The 20,391-nt window shown below is 71.6% G+C and carries 17 protein-coding genes; 13 read left to right on the top strand and 4 right to left on the bottom strand.

The window, feature by feature from the left end:
• Positions 1–103 precede the first annotated feature (103 nt).
• Positions 104–973, top strand: coding sequence for an expansin EXLX1 family cellulose-binding protein (locus AB0M30_RS11620; protein ID WP_364582849.1), 870 nt, complete (start codon positions 104–106; stop codon positions 971–973).
• On the opposite strand, the gene AB0M30_RS11615 is transcribed toward AB0M30_RS11620, so the two are convergent.
• Complete coding sequence (locus tag AB0M30_RS11615; protein ID WP_364582846.1) at positions 936–1,877, bottom strand: sigma-70 family RNA polymerase sigma factor; 942 nt, start codon at positions 1,875–1,877, stop codon at positions 936–938. The two genes, AB0M30_RS11620 and AB0M30_RS11615, sit on opposite strands and share 38 nt — an antisense overlap.
• Positions 1,878–1,994: 117 nt before the next feature.
• On the opposite strand from AB0M30_RS11615, the gene AB0M30_RS11610 reads away from it, so the two are divergent.
• Positions 1,995–2,858 carry an alpha/beta hydrolase gene (locus AB0M30_RS11610; RefSeq protein WP_364582844.1) on the top strand — a complete coding sequence of 288 codons (864 nt, stop codon included), beginning with the start codon at positions 1,995–1,997 and terminating at the stop codon, positions 2,856–2,858.
• Positions 2,859–2,882: 24 nt separating this feature from the next.
• On the opposite strand, the gene AB0M30_RS11605 is transcribed toward AB0M30_RS11610, so the two are convergent.
• A complete protein-coding gene (locus AB0M30_RS11605) occupies positions 2,883–3,371 on the bottom strand; it encodes a MarR family transcriptional regulator (RefSeq protein WP_364582842.1) in 489 nt (162 codons plus the stop codon).
• Positions 3,372–3,480: 109 nt separating this feature from the next.
• Between AB0M30_RS11605 and AB0M30_RS11600 the strand changes: the two genes are divergently transcribed.
• Complete coding sequence (locus tag AB0M30_RS11600) at positions 3,481–4,662, top strand: FAD-dependent monooxygenase (RefSeq protein WP_364582839.1); 1,182 nt, start codon at positions 3,481–3,483, stop codon at positions 4,660–4,662.
• Between the two features lie 441 nt (positions 4,663–5,103).
• On the opposite strand, the gene AB0M30_RS11595 is transcribed toward AB0M30_RS11600, so the two are convergent.
• Together AB0M30_RS11595 and AB0M30_RS11590 are read right to left on the bottom strand one after the other, a co-directional pair.
• Positions 5,104–5,571, bottom strand: a complete 468-nt coding sequence (locus AB0M30_RS11595; RefSeq protein ID WP_360168165.1) for a hypothetical protein — start codon at positions 5,569–5,571, stop codon at positions 5,104–5,106.
• 109 nt (positions 5,572–5,680) lie between these two features.
• Positions 5,681–5,878 (bottom strand): hypothetical protein, encoded by a 198-nt coding sequence (locus AB0M30_RS11590; protein WP_364582836.1) that lies wholly within the window; start codon positions 5,876–5,878, stop codon positions 5,681–5,683.
• Between the two features lie 173 nt (positions 5,879–6,051).
• On the opposite strand from AB0M30_RS11590, the gene AB0M30_RS11585 reads away from it, so the two are divergent.
• The 10 genes from AB0M30_RS11585 to AB0M30_RS11540 all read left to right on the top strand — a co-directional run bounded on the left by AB0M30_RS11585 (position 6,052) and on the right by AB0M30_RS11540 (position 20,329).
• On the top strand, positions 6,052–7,254 hold the full coding sequence (locus tag AB0M30_RS11585; protein ID WP_364582833.1) for an ROK family transcriptional regulator: 1,203 nt from the start codon (positions 6,052–6,054) through the stop codon (positions 7,252–7,254).
• A 325-nt stretch (positions 7,255–7,579) separates the two neighbouring features.
• Positions 7,580–8,767, top strand: a complete 1,188-nt coding sequence (locus AB0M30_RS11580; protein WP_364582831.1) for an ROK family protein — start codon at positions 7,580–7,582, stop codon at positions 8,765–8,767.
• Positions 8,764–10,260 (top strand): sugar ABC transporter ATP-binding protein, encoded by a 1,497-nt coding sequence (locus AB0M30_RS11575; RefSeq protein ID WP_364582828.1) that lies wholly within the window; start codon positions 8,764–8,766, stop codon positions 10,258–10,260. The genes AB0M30_RS11580 and AB0M30_RS11575 overlap by 4 nt, the downstream gene beginning before the upstream one ends.
• Positions 10,257–11,258: an ABC transporter permease gene (locus AB0M30_RS11570; protein ID WP_364582825.1), complete on the top strand. Its 1,002-nt coding sequence runs from the start codon at positions 10,257–10,259 to the stop codon at positions 11,256–11,258. The genes AB0M30_RS11575 and AB0M30_RS11570 overlap by 4 nt, the downstream gene beginning before the upstream one ends.
• Positions 11,259–11,281: 23 nt before the next feature.
• Positions 11,282–12,337 carry a substrate-binding domain-containing protein gene (locus AB0M30_RS11565; RefSeq protein WP_360168183.1) on the top strand — a complete coding sequence of 352 codons (1,056 nt, stop codon included), beginning with the start codon at positions 11,282–11,284 and terminating at the stop codon, positions 12,335–12,337.
• 31 nt (positions 12,338–12,368) lie between these two features.
• Positions 12,369–13,514, top strand: coding sequence for a Gfo/Idh/MocA family oxidoreductase (locus tag AB0M30_RS11560; protein WP_364582822.1), 1,146 nt, complete (start codon positions 12,369–12,371; stop codon positions 13,512–13,514).
• Positions 13,511–14,515, top strand: a complete 1,005-nt coding sequence (locus AB0M30_RS11555; protein ID WP_360168189.1) for a sugar phosphate isomerase/epimerase family protein — start codon at positions 13,511–13,513, stop codon at positions 14,513–14,515. Before AB0M30_RS11560 ends, AB0M30_RS11555 begins: the two co-directional genes overlap by 4 nt.
• A gap of 9 nt (positions 14,516–14,524) precedes the next feature.
• Positions 14,525–15,379: a TIM barrel protein gene (locus tag AB0M30_RS11550; RefSeq protein ID WP_364582819.1), complete on the top strand. Its 855-nt coding sequence runs from the start codon at positions 14,525–14,527 to the stop codon at positions 15,377–15,379.
• 16 nt (positions 15,380–15,395) lie between these two features.
• A complete protein-coding gene (locus AB0M30_RS11545) occupies positions 15,396–16,385 on the top strand; it encodes a multicopper oxidase domain-containing protein (RefSeq protein ID WP_364582816.1) in 990 nt (329 codons plus the stop codon).
• Positions 16,382–20,329, top strand: coding sequence for a ThuA domain-containing protein (locus AB0M30_RS11540; RefSeq protein ID WP_364582813.1), 3,948 nt, complete (start codon positions 16,382–16,384; stop codon positions 20,327–20,329). Before AB0M30_RS11545 ends, AB0M30_RS11540 begins: the two co-directional genes overlap by 4 nt.
• Positions 20,330–20,391 lie beyond the last annotated feature (62 nt).

The following is a 20,391-nucleotide window of genomic DNA, read 5'->3' as shown; positions in this document are numbered from 1 at the left end:
GCCGATGTGTTAACGCTCACATTGTCGGCCGCGCCGTCGTTGACTCGCCTGCGCGTGCTGTCTAATGTGGACCCTCGATCCGGCACACGGTCCAGGAGGTGCGGTGCCCAGACGCACGGTGATCGTGTCGGTGGTGGCGCTGCTCGTGGTGGCCGCGGCCGTCGTGGCCTTGGTCGTGACCCGGGCGGACGGCACGGCCCCCGCCGCGGCCGCGAACCGATCGGACGCCGCGCCCGCGCTCGGAACGGCCGTCACCACCCCGCCGCCGAGCACGCCGCCGCCTTCGCCCTCGACCACCACCCCCGCGTCCTCCAGCACCGCGCCCACGACGTCCGCCGCCGTCTCGGCCGACGCGCCGCTCGCCGGGCGGATCAAGCCGGGGGCGAGCCACTCCGGCGTGGCCACCTTCTACGACACGGACGGCACCGGTGCCTGCGGGTACGACGCGAGCCCGGATCCGTTGAACGCGGCGATGAACGTCGCCGACTTCGAGGGCTCCCAGGCGTGCGGGGCCTACGTCGAAGTCCGGGCGGCCGGTGGCGCGAGCGTGACGGTGCGGATCACCAACCTGTGCCCGGCGCCGTGCCGGGCCGGGCAGCTGGACCTGAACCCGAAGGCGTTCGACCGCCTCGGGGCGCGCGTTCGCGGCGAAATCCCGGTCACCTGGAAGCTGGTGAGCCGGCCGGGGGCGAAGCAGATGTCGCTGCGCTACAAGGAGGGCTCGTCCCAGTACTGGTGCGGGATCCAGGTGATCGACCACCGCAATCCGGTGGCCCGGCTGGAAGTCCGCGCCGGCGGCAGCTGGAAACGGCTCCAGCGCACCGACTACAACTACTTCCTGTCGGAGAACGGCGCCGGGTGCGGCGGGGCCGTCGCGGTCACCGACATCTACGGCGAGCGGCTGGTCGTCGATCCGCTGCCGATCGAGCCCGGGGTCAGCCAGCCGACGAACCGGCAGTTCGCCCCGCACTGACCACCGGGAAGAACAGCCGCAGGCGCTCGACCCGCCCTGCGGGGTGGGACATCAGCCAGACCACCGCCGGCGGGCAGTGGTGCGGGTCGTGGGCCGGGCTGATCATCTCCATCTCCCACACCGTGCAGTCGCGGCTGGTGACCGCGTGGACGAACTTCTGGCGCACACCGGACCCCAAGTCCGCGTCCATGCCCCGCACCGCCATTTCCACGCCGCCGCGGTAACCCTGGCCGCTGGTCATGTGCAGGCCGGGTGACCAGGTGTCGGCGACCACCGCGGCGAACTCGCCGCGGCGGGCGGCCGCCAGCGTGTCGGTGGCCTCCCGAGCGCTGGCCGCGTTGCGGGCCGCCGCGTCGTCGTACGCCTCGTCCGCCGTGGCCAGCAGTGCTTCGGCCAGCTTCGCCCGCGCCTGGTTCAGGCGGCTGCGGACCGTGCCCACCGGGAGCTCGCAGGCGGCGGCGATCTGCTCGTACGACGTGACGTCGCTGAAGTGCCGCAACAGCACCACCTGCCGCAGCGCGGGGGACAACCGGTCGATCGCGTGCCAGACCCAGTCGCGCGAGACGTGGTCTTCGAGGACGCGGTCGGGTGTCGCCGGACCGGCCGGCGGCTCGGGGTCCGCGACCGGCACCAGCCCGCGTGCGGCGCGCAACCGCATGCGGCACGCGTTGCGGACGATCGCCCGCAGCCACGGGGCCGCCGCGGCCGGGTCGCGCAGGGTGCCGATCCGGCGCAACGCGATCAGGACGGCGTCCTGCACGGCGTCTTCGGCGTCCGGTCCGTGGCCCAGGATGCTCAGCGCCACCGCGCGCATGCCGGCCTGGTGCCGGGCGAGCAGCGTGCCCAGCGCGCTCGCGCTGCCGGCCTGCGCGCCGCGCACCAGGTCGATCTCGAGGGGGCTCACGCAGTCGATCTTCCCAGCCGGGGCCAGCTGTGACGCACGCCATACCCGGTCGATCGAACTTCCCGCCGCCGATCCCATCGTGCCGGTGTTCCACCTCAACGAGATTCGGAGAACCCCATGGACATCGGCACCCACACCGTCGAGCTCGACGGTGTCCGCCAGCGTTACCACGTGCACGGCCGCGGGCCCGTGTGCGTCGTCCACCCCGGCGGCCCCGGCGTGGACTGGGCCTACCTCCGGCTGCCGGCGCTCGAACCGCACCTGACCATGGTCTACGTCGAGCCGATCGGCACCGGTGGCTCCGGGCGGCTGGCGTCCCACCCGCACGGCTACACCCGCGAACGCTACGCCCGCGCCCTGCTCGCGCTGCTCGACCACCTCGGCGTCGCCACGCCGTACCTCCTCGGCCATTCGCACGGCGGGTTCGTCGCGCAGTACTTCGCCCTGCACCACGCCGATCGCGTCGCCGGGGTGGTGCTGCACGGGAGCGCCCCGGTCACCGGACCGGAACACGGCGCCGAAGCCCAGCGCAACGTCGCGGAGTTCGTCCGCCGCAACACCGATCGGCCCGAGCTGCCCGAGGTGCTGGCCGCGTTGCAGGCGACCGCGTCCCTCTCGGACGACGACGAGATGAACGCCGCCCTGCGTGGCCTGCTGCCGGCGTACTTCGCCGACTACTGGGGCCGCGAAGCGGAATTCGCGCCGCTGCGGGCGAGCACCCGCGGCACCCACATCTCCGGGCTGGACGCGGACCTCGTGCCGGACACCATCGACGACCGGGCCGCGCTCGGCGCGCTGAGCGTGCCGGTCCTGGTGATCGGCGGCCGGTACGACGTGATCTGCGGTCCCCGCTGGGCGCACGAACTGGACGAGCTCATCCCCGGTGCGCGCCTGGTCGTGCTGGAGCACAGCGGGCACTTCGGCCACCTCGAGGAGCCGGAGCTGTTCGCGGAGTCCGTTGTGGACTTCGTCAAGGGCTGAGGTGGCCCGGGGGACCGCCGGCCGTCACTCCTCTTCGCCGATCGCCGACAGGAAGGCCGCGAGGTCGTCGGTGAACCGCAGGAGCAGGTCGTAGAAGGTGCGGCGGTCCTCCGGCGCCCAGCCGGCGAGCGCGTCGCCGAACCAGCCGAGCAGCGTGCTGACGTAGCGGTCGGCGATCTCGGCGCCGTCGGGGGTCAGCTCGACCAGCCGGGCGCGCCGGTCGTCGGGGTCGGCCAGGCCGCGCACGAGCCGCCGTCGTTCGAGCACGTGCAGGTGCCGCGTGACGTGCGGCCCGGCGACCTGCATCCGGTCGGCGATCTCCCCGACGCGCATCGCCTTCCCGGTCAGGTGCAGGGCGAGGATGATCGACAGCCCGGGCCGGTCGAGGTCGGCCCCGATCCGCTTCATCGCCCGCTCGCCGAGGCCGCTGCGGTTCATCAGGGTGCCCAGCTGCAGGAGCCGGGGCAGCACGGCGCGCAGGTCGGGCCCGTCGCCGGCTTCTGTGTCGGCCATCACACCTCTTAGATAGCTAACTTAGGTATATAGTCGGTCTGGTCGGGGGTTGATCAAGCGCATTGTCGCACCTCCCAAATAGATACCTAACTTAGCTATAGGAGATCTCATGAAGAAGGTGTTGATTTCCGGCGCCAGCATCGCCGGTCCGGCCCTGGCCTTCTGGCTGCAGCGGTCCGGGTTCGCGGTCACCATCGTGGAGAAGGCCCCCGAACTCCGGGTCGGCGGCTATCCCATCGACGTCCGGGGCACGGCCCTGGACGCCGTCGAGCGGATGGGAATCCTGCCGCGCCTGCGGGACCTGCACATCTCGACCCGGCGGCTGACCTTCCTCGACGCCGACGGCGGCGAAATCGTGGCCCTGGCCCCGAACGACGTCATCGGCGGCATCGATGGCGAAGACCTCGAGATCCGCCGCGGCGACCTGATCCAGACGCTGTACGACCTGGTGCGCGACGACGTCGAGGTCCGGTTCGGCGACACCGTCGAAACCCTCGAGGACCACGCCGACGGCGTCGACGTCACCTTCCGCAGCGGCCACCGGGACACCTACGACCTGGTAATCGGAGCCGACGGCCTGCACTCCCGGACCCGCGAGCTCGTCTTCGGCGACGAGGCCCCGTTCCACCGCTACCTCGGCTACAGCTTCGCCGGGTTCACCATGCCCAACGACTTCGGGCTCTTCCGCGAGGGGCTCGCGTGGAGCACGCCCGGCAAGGGCGCGGCCATGTACGCGGTCCTCGACAGCGAGGAGGTCCACGGCTTCCTGGTCTTCGCCCGGCCGGAGCCGCCGATGGAGGCGTTCCGCGACCCCGAAGCCCAGCGCGACCTGATCGCCCGCACCTTCGAAGGCGAGGGCTGGGAGATCCCGCGCCTGGTCGCGGCGATGCGGGAGGCCGACGACCTGTTCTTCGACGTGATCAGCCAGATCCACCTGCCGCGCTGGTCGGCCGGCCGCGTCGCGCTCATCGGCGACGCCGCCCACGCGCCGTCGTTCTTGACCGGCCAGGGCACCAGCCTCGCCCTCGTGGGCGCGTACGTCCTCGGGCACGCGCTGGCGACCATCCCGGACCACGCGGCGGCGTTCGCTGCTTACGAGAACCGGGTGCGGGGGTTCGTCGAAGCCAACCAGGCTCTGGTGGGCAACGGCCAGTCGACGCTCTTCCCGGCCACGGCGGAAGCCCTCGAACGCCGCAACGCCGCGCTGCGGCAGTTGACGACGGTGCCGCGGACGCCGCGGCCGGAGCACTCGGCGTTCACGCTGCCTGAGTTCGCGGTGCCGGTGCGGTGAGGCGGTCAGACCCGGCCGGCCGGGTGGCCGCGAACAGGAAGTGGCTCACGGCACCGGTCGCGCTCGGCAGGCGGGCGGGATGCCGCACTCGCTCGCCCGGTGGCCCGGGGTGGCTCGCGTAACCGCCGCGCTTCGGCAGTTGACGACGGTGCCGCGGACGCCGCGGCCGGAGCACTCGGCGTTCACGCTGCCTGAGTTCGCCGTGCCGGTGCAGTGAGGACGCGGCCGGCCGGGCGGCCACGGCGGCCGCGAACAGGAAGTGGCTCACGGCGCCGGTTGCGCTCGGCAGGCGGGCGGGATGCCGCACTCGCTCGCCCGGTGGCCCGGGGTGGCTCGCGTAACCGCCGCGCTCCGGCAGTTGACGACGGTGCCGAGCACGCCGCGGCCGGAGCACCCGGCGTTCACCCTGCCCGACTTCGTCGTGCCGGTGCGGTGAGGCGGTCAGACCCGGATCGCCAGCCAGACGGCCGCCGCCAAGGGGAGGACGGCCACGGCGAACGCGAACAGGAAGTGGCTCACGGCGACGGTCGTCACGGCGAGGGCGCGGCCGGTGGACAGCCGGTCCAGGGCGTCCTCCTCCGCGGGGAAGAACCGCCCGCCCCGCCGCATGGCGGCGACCGCGACCACCCAGAACGCGAGGACGCCGATCGCGATGATCACCACCCGGGCCGTCCCCCGGCCGCCCCCGCCGAGCAAGCCGCCCAGCGCCAGGAACTCGGCCGAGACGCCCAAGGCGATCGACACGAGCATCGCCAGGCTGAACACGACGCTCAGCGACTTCGGCGGCGCCGGTTCGGCCGAGGGCTCGGCGGCCTTCGGCCGGTCGGACCGCTCGGCGAGCACCACCGCGAGCAGGAGGGCGGGGATGACCTGGGCCGTGGTGGCCCAGAACTCGGTCGTGATCGGCACCGGGCAAGGATGCCGCAGACGTTCGCCGCCGGCCCCGGTGCGGGGGTGCTGGTCGTGCCCGGCACCCCCGCACCGGAATCCGCGGCCGGACCGCGTAGCGCCGGCGGCGTCAGGTGCCCGGGTGGGTGAGGACCGGGAAGTTCCGGTCGACGACGCACAAGGCCGACGTGGCGAACATTTCCAGCGAGCTGCCGACGCACCGGCCCAGCGGCCAGCCTTCGGCCTGGGCCGAGGCGGTGCCCGCCGGGCCGAGCAGGACTCCGGTCGTCAGCGCCAACACACCCAGCGCGGTCGTGATCCGTCGCATGGCGATCCTCCTGTCGTAGAGCCGGTTCGCGATGGCGGGAGGCTGCCCCGGAACCGGGGCCGACGAACGGGTTCGCGGCGCAAGGCACCGGCTCGGGTGACCCCCACACGGACCCCACCGGTCACCTGCGTCGGCCGGCGAAGCGCCGGTTCCGACGCAGTAGGCTGAGGCGAATGAGCACGGTATCCACCCCGGAGCAGTCGATGGTCGAAACCCGGCACCAGACCCGGTTGCTGACCCTGCTCCGGGACGACGGCCCGATGTCGCGGGTCGAGCTGGGGGAGCGGCTCGAGCTGCCGCGCGCCCGGGTGGGCGCCGAGGTGGCGCGGCTCGCCGAGGTCGGGCTCGTCGAGGCCGCGGGGCCTTCGGCCAGCCGGGGCGGGCGGCGCTCGACGCTGGTCCGGCTCGCCGGTGAGCTGCGGGTGCTCGCGGTGGACGTCGGCGCGACGTCGGTCGGCGTGGCGGTCACCGACGGTTCGTGCGAGGTGCTCGCGCACGCCGTCGAGGACTGCGATGTGCGGCAGGGGCCGCACCCGGTGCTGCGGCGGGTGGCCGAGCTCGCGGCGAAGGTCCGCGACGAGGCACCCGGCCGGCTGATCGCGGCCGGCATCGGGCTGCCGGGCCCGGTCAGCTTCGCCGAGGGGATGGCCGTCGCGCCGCCGATCATGCCCGGCTGGGACCGGTTCAACGTGCGCGACCACCTGGGCGGCCTCTGGGGCTGCCCGGTCGCGGTGGACAACGACGTCAACGCGATGGCGCTCGGCGAGCGGCACGCCGGGGTCGCGCGCTCGACCGACGACCTGATGTTCGTCAAGATCGGCACCGGGATCGGCTGCGGGATCGTGCTCGGCGGCAAGGTCTACCGCGGGGTCGCCGGGACGGCGGGCGACATCGGGCACATCCGGCTCGACGACTTCGGCCCGACCTGCGCGTGCGGCGAGGTCGGCTGCCTGGAGGCCTACTTCGGCGGGGCCGCGCTGGCCCGCGACGGGCTGGCCTTGGCGCGCAGCGGCCGGTCGGCGCACCTGGCCGAGGCGGCCGCCGGGGGCGGGGCGGTCACCGCCCGCGACGTCGGCCGGGCCGCCGCGGCGGGCGACTCCGGCGCGGTCAACCTCATCCGCGACGGCGGACGGCGGCTCGGCCAGGTCATCGCCTCGCTGGTCTGCTTCATCAACCCGGGCATGGTGGTGATCGGCGGCGGCGTGGCTCAGCTCGGGCACCAGCTGCTCGCCGAGGTCCGCAGCGCGGTGTACCGCCGCTCCCTGCCGCTGGCCACCGGGAACCTCCCGATCGTGCTGTCCGAGCTGGGGGAGACGGCGGGCGTGATCGGGGCCGCGTGGTCGGCCACGGACCGGGCCTTCACGCTCAGCAGCTGACCCGCCCCGGGTGCACGTCTCCCAAAGGTCGCGAATGACTCATTCGGGACCTTCAACGTCCCGAATGAGTCATTCGCGACGCTCGCTACAGGGCAGGGGAGAGGCGAGGGCTCACTCCGCGTCGCTGAACGCGTCCACTGTGTAACGTCGAAACACGACAGACTTTTGCATCGATTCTTCGAAAGTCTGTCCGGTTTCGCACGTCTATCCGGGTGAAAACCCGACTAAACGCGCCGGTATCACCTTGACGAGTGATGGGAGTCACCCTACTTTCGCTGCCTGAGCGACAAAGTGCGTTCAGTAGCCAGCGCAAGATGGGGGCACCGTGGCCGTCACCGAAACGAGGCGAGCCGGCTCGGCGAGCCCACGTACGGCGAACCTGGCCGCGGTCCTGCGGGCGCTGCGCACCGGCCCGCTCTCGCGCACCCAGCTGGCGGCCCGCTGCGGGCTCGCGAAGTCCGCGGTGCCCGGCCTGCTCACCGAACTCGCCGAACGCGGCCTGGTCCGGCCCGCCGGGGTCCTCCCCGGCAACGGGCGGCCGAGCCGGCTGGTCGAACTGCACGGTGAAGACGCGTACGCGCTGGCGCTGGCCATCGAAGCCGACCGGCTGTCGGCACTGGTCACCGACCTCTCCGGCCGGGTCCTGGCCGAACGGGCGCAGCCCGTCGACGTCGCCGCCCTCGGGCTGCCCGCCGGGCTGGACGAACTCGCCCGCCTGGCCCGCGGCGTGCTGCCCGGTCCACCGGTCGGGGTCGCGATCTCGGTGCCCGGGCTGGTCGACTCGGCCGCCGCCGTGCTGCGGTTCGCCCCGGCGCTGCGCTGGCGGGACGCGGAAATCGCCGGCCTCATGGCGGCCCGGCTGGGCGTTCCGGCCGCCGCCATCGCGGTGGACAACGACGCCAACCTCGGCGCGCTCGCCGAATCGGCCGAGGGCACCGCGACCGAGCTCTTCTACCTCGGCGGCGGCACGGCCGTCGGTGGCGGGTTCGTCTCCGGCGGCACGATCCTGCGCGGCGCGCGCGGCTTCGCCGGCGAGGTCGGGCACATCGCCGTCGACCCGTCCGGCGAGCGGTGTTCCTGCGGCCGGACGGGCTGCCTGGAGACCAAGGCGAACCTGGCCGCGCTGCTGCGCGCGGCCGCCGCCCCCGGCGACCCGCTGCACGATCCGGCTCCCGGCGTCGAAGGCCGCGTCGCCCTGCTCAAGGACCGCATCCGGCTCGGTGACCAGCGCGCGGTGACGGCGGTCCACGAACTCGGCGTCGCCCTCGGCATCGCCCTGTCCACCGTGGTCGACGTGCTCGACCCGGACGTCGTCGTGCTCGGCGGCTACTTCGCGGAACTGGGCGAGTGGCTGGTCGAACCGGTCCGCGTCGAGCTCGCCGCCCGGCCGCTCGGCCAGGCCCGGGTGGTGGCGTCCGGGCTCGGCCTGCGGGCCCCGTTGCGGGGCGCCGCGCACCTGGCGGCCGAGCGGCTGTTCGCCGACCCGACGCTCGCCGAGGAGGCCACGGTATGACCCTGCTTTCCGTCCGGGGGATCGTGAAGAGCTTTCCCGGGGTGCGCGCCCTCGACGGCGTCGACCTCGACGTCGAACCCGGCGAGGTGCACTGCCTGCTCGGCCAGAACGGCGCGGGGAAGTCGACGCTGATCAAGGTCCTCTCCGGCGCGCACCGGCCGGACTCCGGCGAGCTCACCTGGGCCGGCGAGCGCGTCGAACTCGCTTCGCCGGTCGACGCCCTGCGCCTGGGCATCGCCACCATGTACCAGGAGCTCGACCTGGTGCCCGGGCTTTCGGTGGCGGACAACATCTTCCTCGGCCACGAACGCGCCCGCTTCGGGTTCACGCGGATCTCCCAGGCCCGGGCCGAGGCCGCCCGCCTGATGGCCCGGCTCGGGCACCCGGACATCCGGCCCTCGACCGAGGTCGGCAAGCTGTCGGCCGCCGGGCAGCAGCTCGTGTCGATGGCCCGCGCGCTGGCCCACGACGCCCGGCTGCTCGTGATGGACGAACCCACCGCCGCGCTGGCCGGCGAGGAGGTCGACAACCTCTTCCGGATCGTCGGCGAGCTGACCGCCGACGGCGTCGCGGTCGTGTACATCTCGCACCGGCTCGAAGAGCTGCGCCGGATCGGGCACCGGGTGACCGTGCTCAAGGACGGCCGGACCGTCGGCACCGGACTCGACGCCGCCGCGACGCCGACCGCCGACCTGGTCGCGCTGATGGCCGGGCGCAAGGTGGAGACGGTCTTCGGGCCGCGGCACGACGGCCACGCCCGGCCGGAGACCGCCCTCGAAGTCGAGCACCTGTCCCGGCAAGGCGAGTTCGAAGACGTGAGCTTCACCGTCCACGCCGGCGAGGTCGTCGGCATCGCCGGCCTGGTCGGCTCCGGGCGCAGCGAGCTGCTCGAGACGATCTTCGGCGCCCGCAAGGCCGACCGCGGAACCGTGACGGTGCAGGGAAAACCGCTCGGCCCCGGCGTCCGGGCGGCGGTCAAGGCGGGCGTCGGCCTCGCACCCGAGGAACGCAAGAGCCAGGGCCTGCTGCTGGACCTGCCGGTGGTGCACAACGTGACGTTGGCCAGCCTCGGCCGCTACGCGAAGCTCGGGTTCACCGAGCGCGGCCGGGAACTGGACGACGCCGGCGCGAGCCTGCGCCGCCTCGACCTGCGGCCCGCCGACCCGCGGCGGATCGTCCGCACGCTGTCCGGCGGCAACCAGCAGAAGGCGGTGCTCGCGCGGTGGCTGGTGCGCGGGTGCCGGGTGCTGCTGCTCGACGAGCCGACGCGCGGGGTCGACGTCGGCGCCCGCGCCGAGCTCTACCGGCTGATCGACGAGCTGGCCGCGACTGGGGTCGCGATCGTGCTCGTGTCCAGTGAGATCCCCGAGGTGCTCGGGCTGTCCGACCGGGTGCTGGTGCTGCGCGAGGGCCGTGTCCTCGCCGACCGGCGCTCGGCCGGGCTGACCGAGGCCGAGGTGCTCGACGTGATTCTCGAGGGGAGCGCGGCATGACCGAGACCCAAGCACCGCCCCAGGAAGCGCTGCCCGCCGAACGGAAGCGGCGGTTCTCCGTCACCGCCGATCCGCGGCTGCTCGGCCTGGCCGGCGTGCTCGTCGTCCTGTGCCTGGTCGGCCAGGTCACCCGGCCCGAGCTGTTCTTCACCGAAAGCAACATATCGACGATCCTGCGGCTGGCCGCGGCGATCGGCGTGGTCAGCGTCGGGATGACGTTCGTGATCATCAGCGGCGGCATCGACCTGTCCGTCGGCTCGATCGTCGCGCTGTCCAGCGTCTGGCTGACGACGCTGGCCACGCAGTCCTACGGGCCGTGGGTCATGGTCCTTTGTGGACTGGCGGTCGGCCTCGGCTGCGGGCTGGTCAACGGCGTGCTCGTCTCGTACGGCAAGGTCGTGCCGTTCATCGCGACGCTCGCGATGTACGTCTCGGCACGCGGGCTCGCCGAGCGGCTCAGCGGCCGCCGCACGCAGGTGGTCGCCGACCAGGACTTCCTCGGCTTCTTCCGCGGCGCCTTCCTCGGCGTCCCGGCGCTGATCTGGATCTTCGCGCTCGTGTTCGCGGTCGGCTGGGTCGTGCTCAACCGCACCACCTTCGGCCGCCGGACGTACGCGGTCGGCGGCAACATCGAGGCGTCGCGGCTGGCCGGCATCAACGTCAAGCGTCACCTCGCGCTCGTCTACGGCGTGGCCGGGCTGTGCTGCGGGGTCGCCGCGCTCATGGTCGTCGCGCGGACGACGGCGGGCGCGTCGACCAACGGCATGTTCTACGAGCTCGACGCGATCGCGGCGGTGGTCATCGGCGGCACGCTGCTGACCGGCGGCCGCGGCTCGCTCATCGGCACCCTCGTCGGCGTGCTGATCTTCACGGTGCTGTCGAACATCTTCACGCTCAACAACCTGGACACCGACATCCAGAACATCGCCAAGGGCGTGATCATCGTGCTCGCCGTGCTCTTGCAGTTCCGGGCCAGGAAAGCCAGGACCGGGAGTTAGTTCACCACCGATGGAGGTTCACCATGGCCGAACACCCCTTCCTCGGCCGCCGGGGATTCCTGCTGGGCGGGGCCGCCGTCGGCGCCGGCGCGCTGCTGGCCGGCTGCACGGGCAACACACCGGCGAACTCGGCGTCGAACGCGCCGGTCGCCAACGCGGGCAACAACGCCCAGCCGGGCAAGCCGATCACCATCGGCTTCTCCGCGCCCGCCGCCGACCACGGCTGGATCGCGGCGATCACCAAGAACGCCAAGGCGCAGGCGCAGAAGTTCAGCGAGGTGAAGTTCAACGCGACCGAGGGCACCAACGACGTCAACCAGCAGATCTCCCAGGTGGAGACGCTGATCAACGCCAAGGTCGACGTGCTGGTGATCCTGCCCTTCGACGGCAAGGCGCTCACCGCGGCCGGCCAGCAGGCGATGGACGCCGGCATCCCGGTGATCAACCTCGACCGCGTCTTCGACACGCCGCTGGCGTATAGAACGTGGATCGGCGGCGACAACTACCGGATGGGCGTCAACGCGGGCAACTACATCGCCGCCGAGCTCAAGAAGAAGAACGTGGCGAACCCGATCATCGGCGAGGTCGCCGGGATCGACTCGCTGCCGCTGACCCAGGAACGCAGCAAGGGCTTCAAGGACGCGCTCGGACGCGCCGGGTTCAGCGTGGGCCCGCGGGTGTCGGCCCAGTTCACCTCGGAGTCGGGGGAGCAGCAGACCGCGAACCTGCTCCAGGGCGCGCCCAAGCTGGACGCCCTGTGGAACCACGACGACGACCAGGGCATCGGCGTCAACGCGGCGATCGACACCGCGGGCCGCAAGGAGTTCATCATGGTCGGCGGCGCCGGTTCGAAGAACATGATGAACCTGATCAAGGCCGACTCGTCGCCGATCAAGGCGACCGTGCTCTACAGCCCGTCGATGGCCTCCACGGCGGTCGCGCTCGCCCGGCTGCTCGGGCAGGGCAAGGGCATCGGCGACCTGGCCGAGCACGACATCCCCGCCGAGATCACCACCTACTCTGCGGTCGTGACCAAGGAGAACGTCGACCAGTACCTCGACGTCGGCTTCGATTCCTGACCGGACATCTTCACCAGACCAGAGGAGGGGTATGAGCCCGGCACGGGAAACGATCGGGATCGGCATGGTGGGCCACGCGTTCATGGGTGCGGTGCATTCGCACGCCTGGCGCAGCGTCCACCGGTTCTTCGACCCACCGCTGGTGCCGCGGCTCGCCGTGCTCGGCGGCCGCGACGAGACCCGGGCCAAGGCGGCGGCGGAGCGGTACGGCTGGGAAGACGTCGAGACCGACTGGCGGAAGCTGGTCGCCCGGGACGACGTCGGCCTGGTCGACGTCTGCACGCCGGGCGACAGCCACGCGGAGATCGCGATCGCCGCGCTGGCGGCCGGGAAGCACGTGCTGTGCGAGAAACCCCTGGCCAACTCGGTCGCCGAGGCCGAGGCGATGGCCGAGGCGGCGCGGCGGGCGCGGGACCGTGGGGTGCGAGCCATGGTCGCGTTCAACTACCGCCGGGTGCCCGCGCTCGCGCACGCCCGGAACCTGGTCGCGAGCGGGGCGCTCGGGGAGATCCGGCACGTGCGGTCGGTGTACCTGCAGGACTGGCTGTCCGATCCGGCAGCGCCGATGACCTGGCGGCTCCGCAAGGAATCCGCCGGGTCGGGCGCGCTGGGCGACCTGGGCGCGCACATCGTCGACGCCGCCCAGTTCGTCACCGGGGAGGTGATCACCGGCGTCTCCGCCTTGACGAACACCTTCGTCAAGCAGCGGCCGGCCGAGAGCGGCGGCACGGACGACGTGACCGTCGACGACACGGCGTTGTTCTTGGCACGGCTTTCCGGGGGAGCCGTGGCGAGTTTCGAAGCGACGCGGTTCGCGCTCGGCCGCAAGAACGCGATGCGGCTGGAGGTCAACGGGTCGAAGGCGAGCCTGGCGTTCGACTTCGAGGCGATGAACGAACTCCAGTGGTACGAGGGCACCGGGACCGAGGCCGGGTTCCGCCGGATCCTCGTCACCGAACCGCAGCACCCGTACGTCGGTGTGTGGTGGCCGCCGGGGCACCTCCTCGGCTACGAGCACACGTTCACCCACGAGGTCGCCGACCTCCTGGACGCCATCGGCGCGGGCACCGACCCCGAGCCGGGTTTCGACGACGGCCTGCGCGTCCAGCGGGTGCTGGCCGCCGTCGAGAAGAGTGCTGCCGAAGAAGCGAACTGGACGTCGGTGGAGGAGAAATGAGCCGTCCCGTCACGTTGTTCACCGGCCAGTGGGCCGATCTGCCGTTCACCGAGGTCTGCAAGCTCGCCTCGGAGTGGGGCTACGACGGGCTGGAGATCGCCTGCTCGGGCGACCACTTCGAGGTGGACCGGGCACTGTCCGAAGAGGACTACGTGCCGGGGCGGCTGCGGCTGCTCGCCGAGCACGGGCTCAAGGTGTGGGCGATCTCGAACCACCTCGTCGGGCAGGCCGTCTGCGACGACCCGATCGACCACCGGCACCAGGCGATCCTGCCTTCGCGCATCTGGGGCGACGGCGAACCCGAGGGCGTCCGGCAGCGCGCGGCGGCCGAGATGGCCGACACCGCGCGGGCGGCGGCGAAGCTCGGCGTCGACACCGTCATCGGCTTCACCGGGTCGAAGACCTGGAAGTACGTCGCGATGTTCCCGCCGGTCACGCGCGATGACATCGATGACGGTTACGCGGACTTCGCCCGCCGGTGGCACCCGATCCTGGACGTCTTCGACGAGGTGGGCGTCCGGTTCGCGCACGAGGTGCACCCCTCGGAGATCGCCTACGACTACTGGACGACCAAGCGCGCGCTGGAAGCCGTCGACCACCGGCCGGCGTTCGGCCTGAACTGGGACCCGTCGCACTTCGTCTGGCAGGACCTCGACCCGGTCGGGTTCATCCTCGACTTCGCCGACCGGATCTACCACGTCGACTGCAAGGACACCCGCAAGCGCTTCGACGGCCGCAACGGCCGGCTCGGCTCGCACCTGGCCTGGGCCGATCCGCGCCGGGGCTGGGACTTCGTGTCCGTCGGCCACGGCGACGTCCCGTGGGAGGACTGCTTCCGGGCGCTGAACTCGATCGGCTACTCCGGCCCGATCTCGGTGGAGTGGGAGGACGCCGGGATGGACCGGCTCCGCGGCGCGGCGGAGGCGGTGAAGTACCTGCGCGAGCACCTGTTCGACCAGCCGTCGGCGGCTTTCGACGCGGCTTTCAGCAACCAGAGATGAGGGAGTTCCATGTGCGGTCCCGAAGCTGAGCAGCACTCCCGACGAACGTTTCTGAACGTGGCGACAGCGGCCCTCACGGTGGGGGCGGCGGCCATCGCGTTGCCCGGAACCGCGAGCGCGTCCCCGGCCCGGCACCGGATCCCGCTCGAGAAGATCAGCATCCAGCTCTACTCCCTGCGGTCGCTGCTGCAGAACGACCCGGAAGGCACGCTCTCCGCGCTGGCCGACATCGGCTACCGGAAGGTCGAGCTGGCGGGGACGTACGGCCGCAGCGCGACCGAGTTCCGCGCCATCCTCGACCGGTGCCACCTCAAGGCCTCCTCGACGCACGTCGGCATCGACGGCGACCTGAACCAGGCGATCGCCGACGCCGAGGTCCTCGGCAACCGCTCCATCGTGGTGCCGTACGCGAATTTCGGCACCATCGCCGAGTGGGAGGCCTTCGCCGGCCGCATGAACACCGCCGCGGTCGCCGTCAAGAAGGCCGGGCTGAAGCTCGGCTACCACAACCACGACCACGAGTTCGCCCCGATCGGCGGCGTCGTGCCCTACGACGTGCTCACCGCGAAGACGGACAAGCGGCTCGTGCACCTGGAAATCGATCTGTTCTGGGCGGTGAACGGCGGCGCGGACCCGGTCGAGCTGTTCCGGCGCAACTACCCGCGCGTCACGCAGTACCACGTGAAGGACCGGACCGCGGACGGGCAGATGGTCGACCCCGGCGCGGGTGTCATCAATTTCCCGCGCATCTTCGCCGCGTCCTGCCACACCATCGGCGAATACATCGTCGAGCACGACCAGCCCGCCGATCCGCTGAACACCGCGAAGGTCGGGTTCGAGTACCTCCGCACCGTGCGCTTCTGACCCCGGGGGAATCCACATGCGAGTGTCACGTCGGTCGATGCTGGCCGGAACCGCCGCGGGCGTGCTCGCGCCCGCCGTCGGGATGGCCGGGACGGCGTCGGCCGCGGGCCTGACCCGTCAGATCACGATCTACGCCGAAGCCTTGCCCGGCGGCCTCTACGGCTACGGCCTCGAGCCGGGCAAGGCCACGATCCCGGGACCGCTGCTGGAGGTCTACGAGGGGGACACCCTCGAGATCGAACTGATCAACCGGACCGACCAGCGGCTGTCGATCCACCCGCACGGCGTCACCTACGACACCGCGTCGGACGGCGCCCCGCTCAACGCGTCGTTCAACAAGCCCCGCGAAACGCGGACCTACACCTGGCGGACGCGGACCCGCTACGACGCCGGCGGCGGGTTCTGGATGCCGGGCAGCGCCGGGTACTGGCACTACCACGACCACGCGATGGGCACCGACCACGGCACCGCGGGCCTCGCGCGCGGGCTCTACGGCGGGCTGATCGTCCGCAAGCGCGGCGACCTGCTGCCGAGCAAGCAGTACACCGTCGTGTTCAACGAGATGATGATCAACCACGCGATGGCGCCCGACACGCCGATCTTCGAGGCGCGCCTCGGCGAGCGCGTCGAATGGGTCTGCATCGGGTACGGCAGCCTGCCGCACACGTTCCACCTGCACGGGCACCGGTGGGCCGACACCCGCACCGGGATGCTCGGCAGCGCGAATGACAACGCTGCCATCGTCGACAACAAGAATCTCGACCCGGGCAGCTCCTTCGGCTTCCAGGTGCTCGCCGGCGAAGGCGCCGGGCCGGGGGCGTGGATGTACCACTGCCACGTCCAGACCCACTCCGACGGCGGGATGGTGGGCCTGTTCCTGGTCCGCAACGCCGACGGCAGCCTGCCCGACGGGGCCCAGGACGCCATCGACCGGTTCAAGCAGCACGACCATTCGGGGCACGACATGAACCCCGATGCCCGCACGCACGCAGGAGGGGAGCTATGAAACGACGATGGTTCGGCAGGCGCGGCGCGGTCGTGCTCGCCATCGGCTCGGTCCTGGCGGCCGGAGCTCCGCTGATGGCGATGCCGGTGGCCCAGGCCGCGCCCGCCGCGGTGAACGTGCCGGTGAACGTGCTGGTCTTCCACGGCGCGGCGGCCGGCCAGAAGGACCCGGTGCTCCGCGCGGCGGACGCGATCGCGCGGCTGGGTGGCGACAACGGCATCACGGTGACGGCGTCCTCGGATCCCGCCGTGTTCAGCGCGGCCAACCTGGCCCGCTACCGCGGGGTGGTCTTCCTGTCCGCGCAGGGCGTGACGCTCAGCCGTGACCAGGAAAGTGCGCTGCAGGCCTACATGAAGGCGGGCGGCGGGTTCCTCGGCATCTCCGACGCCGCCCGCGCGCAGGACTCGTCGCAGTGGTTCACCGGCCTGATCGGGGCCCGCCCGGTCGGCGCGCGGCCGACACCGGAAGCAGTGGCGGCGGTGACCGCGAGCGGGGAGAACCCGCCGAACGAAACCAAGGAGAAACTGGCCGACAACAACGAGAACACCAAGTGGCTGACATTCGCGACGACCGGGTGGGCCGCCTACAAGATGGCGACGCCGGTGGCCGTCAGCAGCTACGCGCTGGTGTCGGCGAACGACTTCCCCGGCCGCAACCCGAAGAGCTGGACCCTGCAGGGTTCCGCGGACGGCGCCACGTGGACCGACCTGGACACGCGGACGAACGAGACGTTCACCGACCCGTTCCAGACCCGGACGTTCACCTTCGCCAACACCACGGTCTACCCGAACTACCGGCTGAACATCACCGCCAACGCCGGTGAGCCGATCATCCAGCTCGCGGACCTCAAGCTGTTCAAGGACACCTCGACGACCCCGCCGCCGCCCGAGCCGGCCCCGCAGCAGGCCGTCGTCGACGTCCTCGACGCCCACCACCCGGCCACCGCCGGGCTGCCGCAGAACTGGACCCGCACCGACCGCTGGCTCAACTGGGAAACCAACCCGGTCGGCACCGTCCACACCGTCGCCCAGGTCGAGGAAAAGGGCTACCAGCCCGGCGTCGGCGCGAACGGTCCGTTCCACCCGATCTCCTGGTGCCGCGACTATGACGGCGGCCGATCCTTCTACACCGGGATGGGCCGCACCGAGGCCTCCTACGGCGAAGGGCAGTTCCGCGACCACCTGCTCGGCGCCCTGCGCTGGACCACCGGCATGGTGCGCGGCGACTGCCAGGCCGGCATCGCCGCCAACTACAAGATCGAACGGCTGACCGGGAAGAACGCGGCCGGGCAGCTCGACCAGATCGGCGAGCCGCACGGGCTGACCATCGCCCCGGACGGCAAGGTGTTCTACATCGGCAAGGCGGCCTGCCCGACCGGGCCGGTGGTCAGCTGGGACGACCCGAACGTCGGCCTCGGCTGCGGCACGATCCACCAGTGGGACCCGGTCACCAAGAAGCCGAAGCTGCTCACGACGTTGCGCGTGATGGGCAACCGGGGCAGCGGTGACGAGCTCGTCAAGAACGAAGAGGGCCTGCTCGGGATCACCCTGGACCCGAAGTTCACCGAGAACGGCTGGTTCTACGCCTACTGGATGCCGCACGAGTCGATCGACCGCGACAAGCGGATCGGCAAGCGCACCGTCTCGCGCTTCACCTACGACCCGGTGAAACAGACGATCGATCAGGCGACCCGCAAGGACCTGCTGTCCTGGGACGTGCAGATCCACAGCTGCTGCCACGCGGGTGGCGGCATGGCGTTCGACAAGGACGGGAACCTCTACGTCGGGTCCGGGGACAACAACTCCTCGGGCGGCTCGAACGGCTACTCGGGCAACAACTGGACGCTCGACTACCAGGGCATCTCGTTCCAGGACGCGCGCCGCACCGCGGGCAACACGAACGACCTGGACGGCAAGATCCTGCGCATCCACCCGGAGGCGAACGGGACGTACACGATCCCGCAGGGCAACCTGTTCCCGAACGGGCCGGCGGACAAGACGCGCCCGGAGATCTACGTGATGGGCGTCCGGAACATCTCGCGGCTGCAGATCGACCCGGTGCACAACTGGATGACCGCGGGCTGGGTCGGTCCGGACGCGCCGTCGCCGAGTCCCGAGCTCGGGCCGGCGAAGTACGAGACCGCGACCGTCATCACCGAAGCGGGCAACCACGGCTGGCCGTACTGCATGGGCAACCGGCAGCCCTACCGCGACCGCAGCAGCACGAACGCCGCGGAACTGACCGGCTGGTACGACTGCGACAACCCGGTCAACACCTCGCCGCGCAACACCGGCCTGGTGAACCTGCCGCCGATCAAGGACAACATGATCTGGTACTCGCCGGACGGCGGCGGGCCGGTGTTCCCGAAGCGGCCGGGCAGCTCCATCCCGACCTACAACGCGGCGGACGCGACCTACACCCAGCCGTACCTGCGCGGTGGCGGCCAGGCGATCATGTCCGGGCCGACGTACCACCGCTCGCTGGTCGACACGAACAGCGGCGTCGCGTGGCCGGAGTACTGGGACAACAAGTGGTTCATCGGCGACGAGTCCAACGCGCAGAACCGGGTCGCGGTGACCGTCGACCCGGCCGGCGTGCCGACGCACCAGCCGCCGGTGTTCGCCGAGACGTTCCGCCAGATCATCCCGGGCGGCGCGGGGGACACCCGGGTGCAGAGCTGGATGGACGCCAAGTTCGGGCCGGACGGTGCGCTGTACGTGCTCGACTACGGCAACGGCTTCTTCTCCCTGGACGCCAACCAGAAGCTGCTGAAGATCAGCTACACCGGCGGCGCGCCGACGCCCGCGCCGGCGGCGACGTCGACGATGGTGCAGAACAAGGCGCTCACGGCCGCGTTCACCGGGTCGAAGTCCGGCGGGGTGTCCTACCGCTGGGAGTTCGGCGACGGCTCGGTGTCCACCCAGGCCGACCCGCGGCACACCTACCCGCGCACCGGCCTCTTCACCGCCAAGCTCACGGTGACCTATGCGAACGGTGAGACGGTGACGACCCGGACGTCGGTGAACGTCGGCTGCGCGGTGGCCGACCCGAGCCCGGTGGTGACCTTGGGCGACACCCTCACGAAGGTGGTCAACCGCAACGCCGGCGGTGGCTGCACGGTGGACGACTTCATCGACGACGAGAGCACGTGGAGCACGCACGCGGCGTTCGTCAACCACGTCGAGCAGGCCACCGAGACGCTCTCCGACCTCGGGGTGCTCAACGACGCCGAGGTGGCCGAGCTGAACGCGGCGGCCGAGGCGTCGCCGATCGGGAAGCCGGGCACCACGGGCTACGACGCGCTCTTCGACGGCACGGCGGAGTCGCTGCGCGGCTGGGAACAGGCGCCTTCCGGGCAGTTCACCCTCCAGCCGGACGGGTCGATCCGCTCGGCCGGCGGCCTGGGCATGCTCTGGTACGCCCAGCGGCAGTTCGGCGACTTCTCGGTGAAGGTGCAGTTCAAGGACATCGCCCCGGACCCGAACCGGGCCAACAGCGGCGTCTTCGTCCGGTTCCCTGATCCGCGGACACCGCTGGCCCAGCGGCCGCCGGGCAGCTGCGGCACGGTCGGGTCGGCGCGGGACTCGCAGGCGTGGGTCGCGATCTACTGCGGTCACGAGATCCAGATCTACGACGGCGACTCCGGCGAGCCGCAGAAGACCGGGTCGGTCTACAACTTCGACCCGCGCCCGCTCGACCAGGCGGGCGCCCGGCCGAAGGGCACGTGGAACGAGTACGAGATCAAGGTCGTCGGGCAGCACTACACGATGATCCGCAACGGCGTGGTGATCAACGAGTTCGACAACACGCCGGGCCGGCAGTCGTCGCGCGCGGGTGACCCGCCGACCGACCTGCGGCAGTTCGTCAGCGGGTTCATCGGGCTGCAGAACCACAGCGACAACGACCTGATCGAGTTCCGCAACATCCGGGTGCGGCAGCTGTAACTCCGCCGCGGCGGTGTGCGGGGGGGGGGGGGGGTGTGGGGGGCCAGGCGGAGGCCGCACAC

The sequence above is a fragment of the Amycolatopsis sp. NPDC051716 genome (assembly GCF_040681595.1).
Lineage (GTDB): Bacteria > Actinomycetota > Actinomycetes > Mycobacteriales > Pseudonocardiaceae > Amycolatopsis.
Note: the sequence above shows the minus strand (reverse complement) of the source record. Positions and strands in the feature narration are given on the sequence as shown.

Excerpts from the sequence above, each read along its gene's own strand:
- AB0M30_RS11550 (WP_364582819.1), top strand. The coding sequence starts at position 14,525 with ATGTGCGGTCCCGAAGCTGAGCAGCACTCCCGACGAACGTTTCTGAAC.
- AB0M30_RS11605 (WP_364582842.1), bottom strand. The coding sequence starts at position 3,371 with ATGGCCGACACAGAAGCCGGCGACGGGCCCGACCTGCGCGCCGTGCTG.
- AB0M30_RS11555 (WP_360168189.1), top strand. The coding sequence starts at position 13,511 with ATGAGCCGTCCCGTCACGTTGTTCACCGGCCAGTGGGCCGATCTGCCG.
- AB0M30_RS11585 (WP_364582833.1), top strand. The coding sequence starts at position 6,052 with ATGAGCACGGTATCCACCCCGGAGCAGTCGATGGTCGAAACCCGGCAC.
- AB0M30_RS11610 (WP_364582844.1), top strand. The coding sequence starts at position 1,995 with ATGGACATCGGCACCCACACCGTCGAGCTCGACGGTGTCCGCCAGCGT.
- AB0M30_RS11560 (WP_364582822.1), top strand. The coding sequence starts at position 12,369 with ATGAGCCCGGCACGGGAAACGATCGGGATCGGCATGGTGGGCCACGCG.
- AB0M30_RS11565 (WP_360168183.1), top strand. The coding sequence starts at position 11,282 with ATGGCCGAACACCCCTTCCTCGGCCGCCGGGGATTCCTGCTGGGCGGG.
- AB0M30_RS11570 (WP_364582825.1), top strand. The coding sequence starts at position 10,257 with ATGACCGAGACCCAAGCACCGCCCCAGGAAGCGCTGCCCGCCGAACGG.
- AB0M30_RS11575 (WP_364582828.1), top strand. The coding sequence starts at position 8,764 with ATGACCCTGCTTTCCGTCCGGGGGATCGTGAAGAGCTTTCCCGGGGTG.
- AB0M30_RS11540 (WP_364582813.1), top strand. The coding sequence starts at position 16,382 with ATGAAACGACGATGGTTCGGCAGGCGCGGCGCGGTCGTGCTCGCCATC.
- AB0M30_RS11600 (WP_364582839.1), top strand. The coding sequence starts at position 3,481 with ATGAAGAAGGTGTTGATTTCCGGCGCCAGCATCGCCGGTCCGGCCCTG.
- AB0M30_RS11590 (WP_364582836.1), bottom strand. The coding sequence starts at position 5,878 with ATGCGACGGATCACGACCGCGCTGGGTGTGTTGGCGCTGACGACCGGA.
- AB0M30_RS11545 (WP_364582816.1), top strand. The coding sequence starts at position 15,396 with ATGCGAGTGTCACGTCGGTCGATGCTGGCCGGAACCGCCGCGGGCGTG.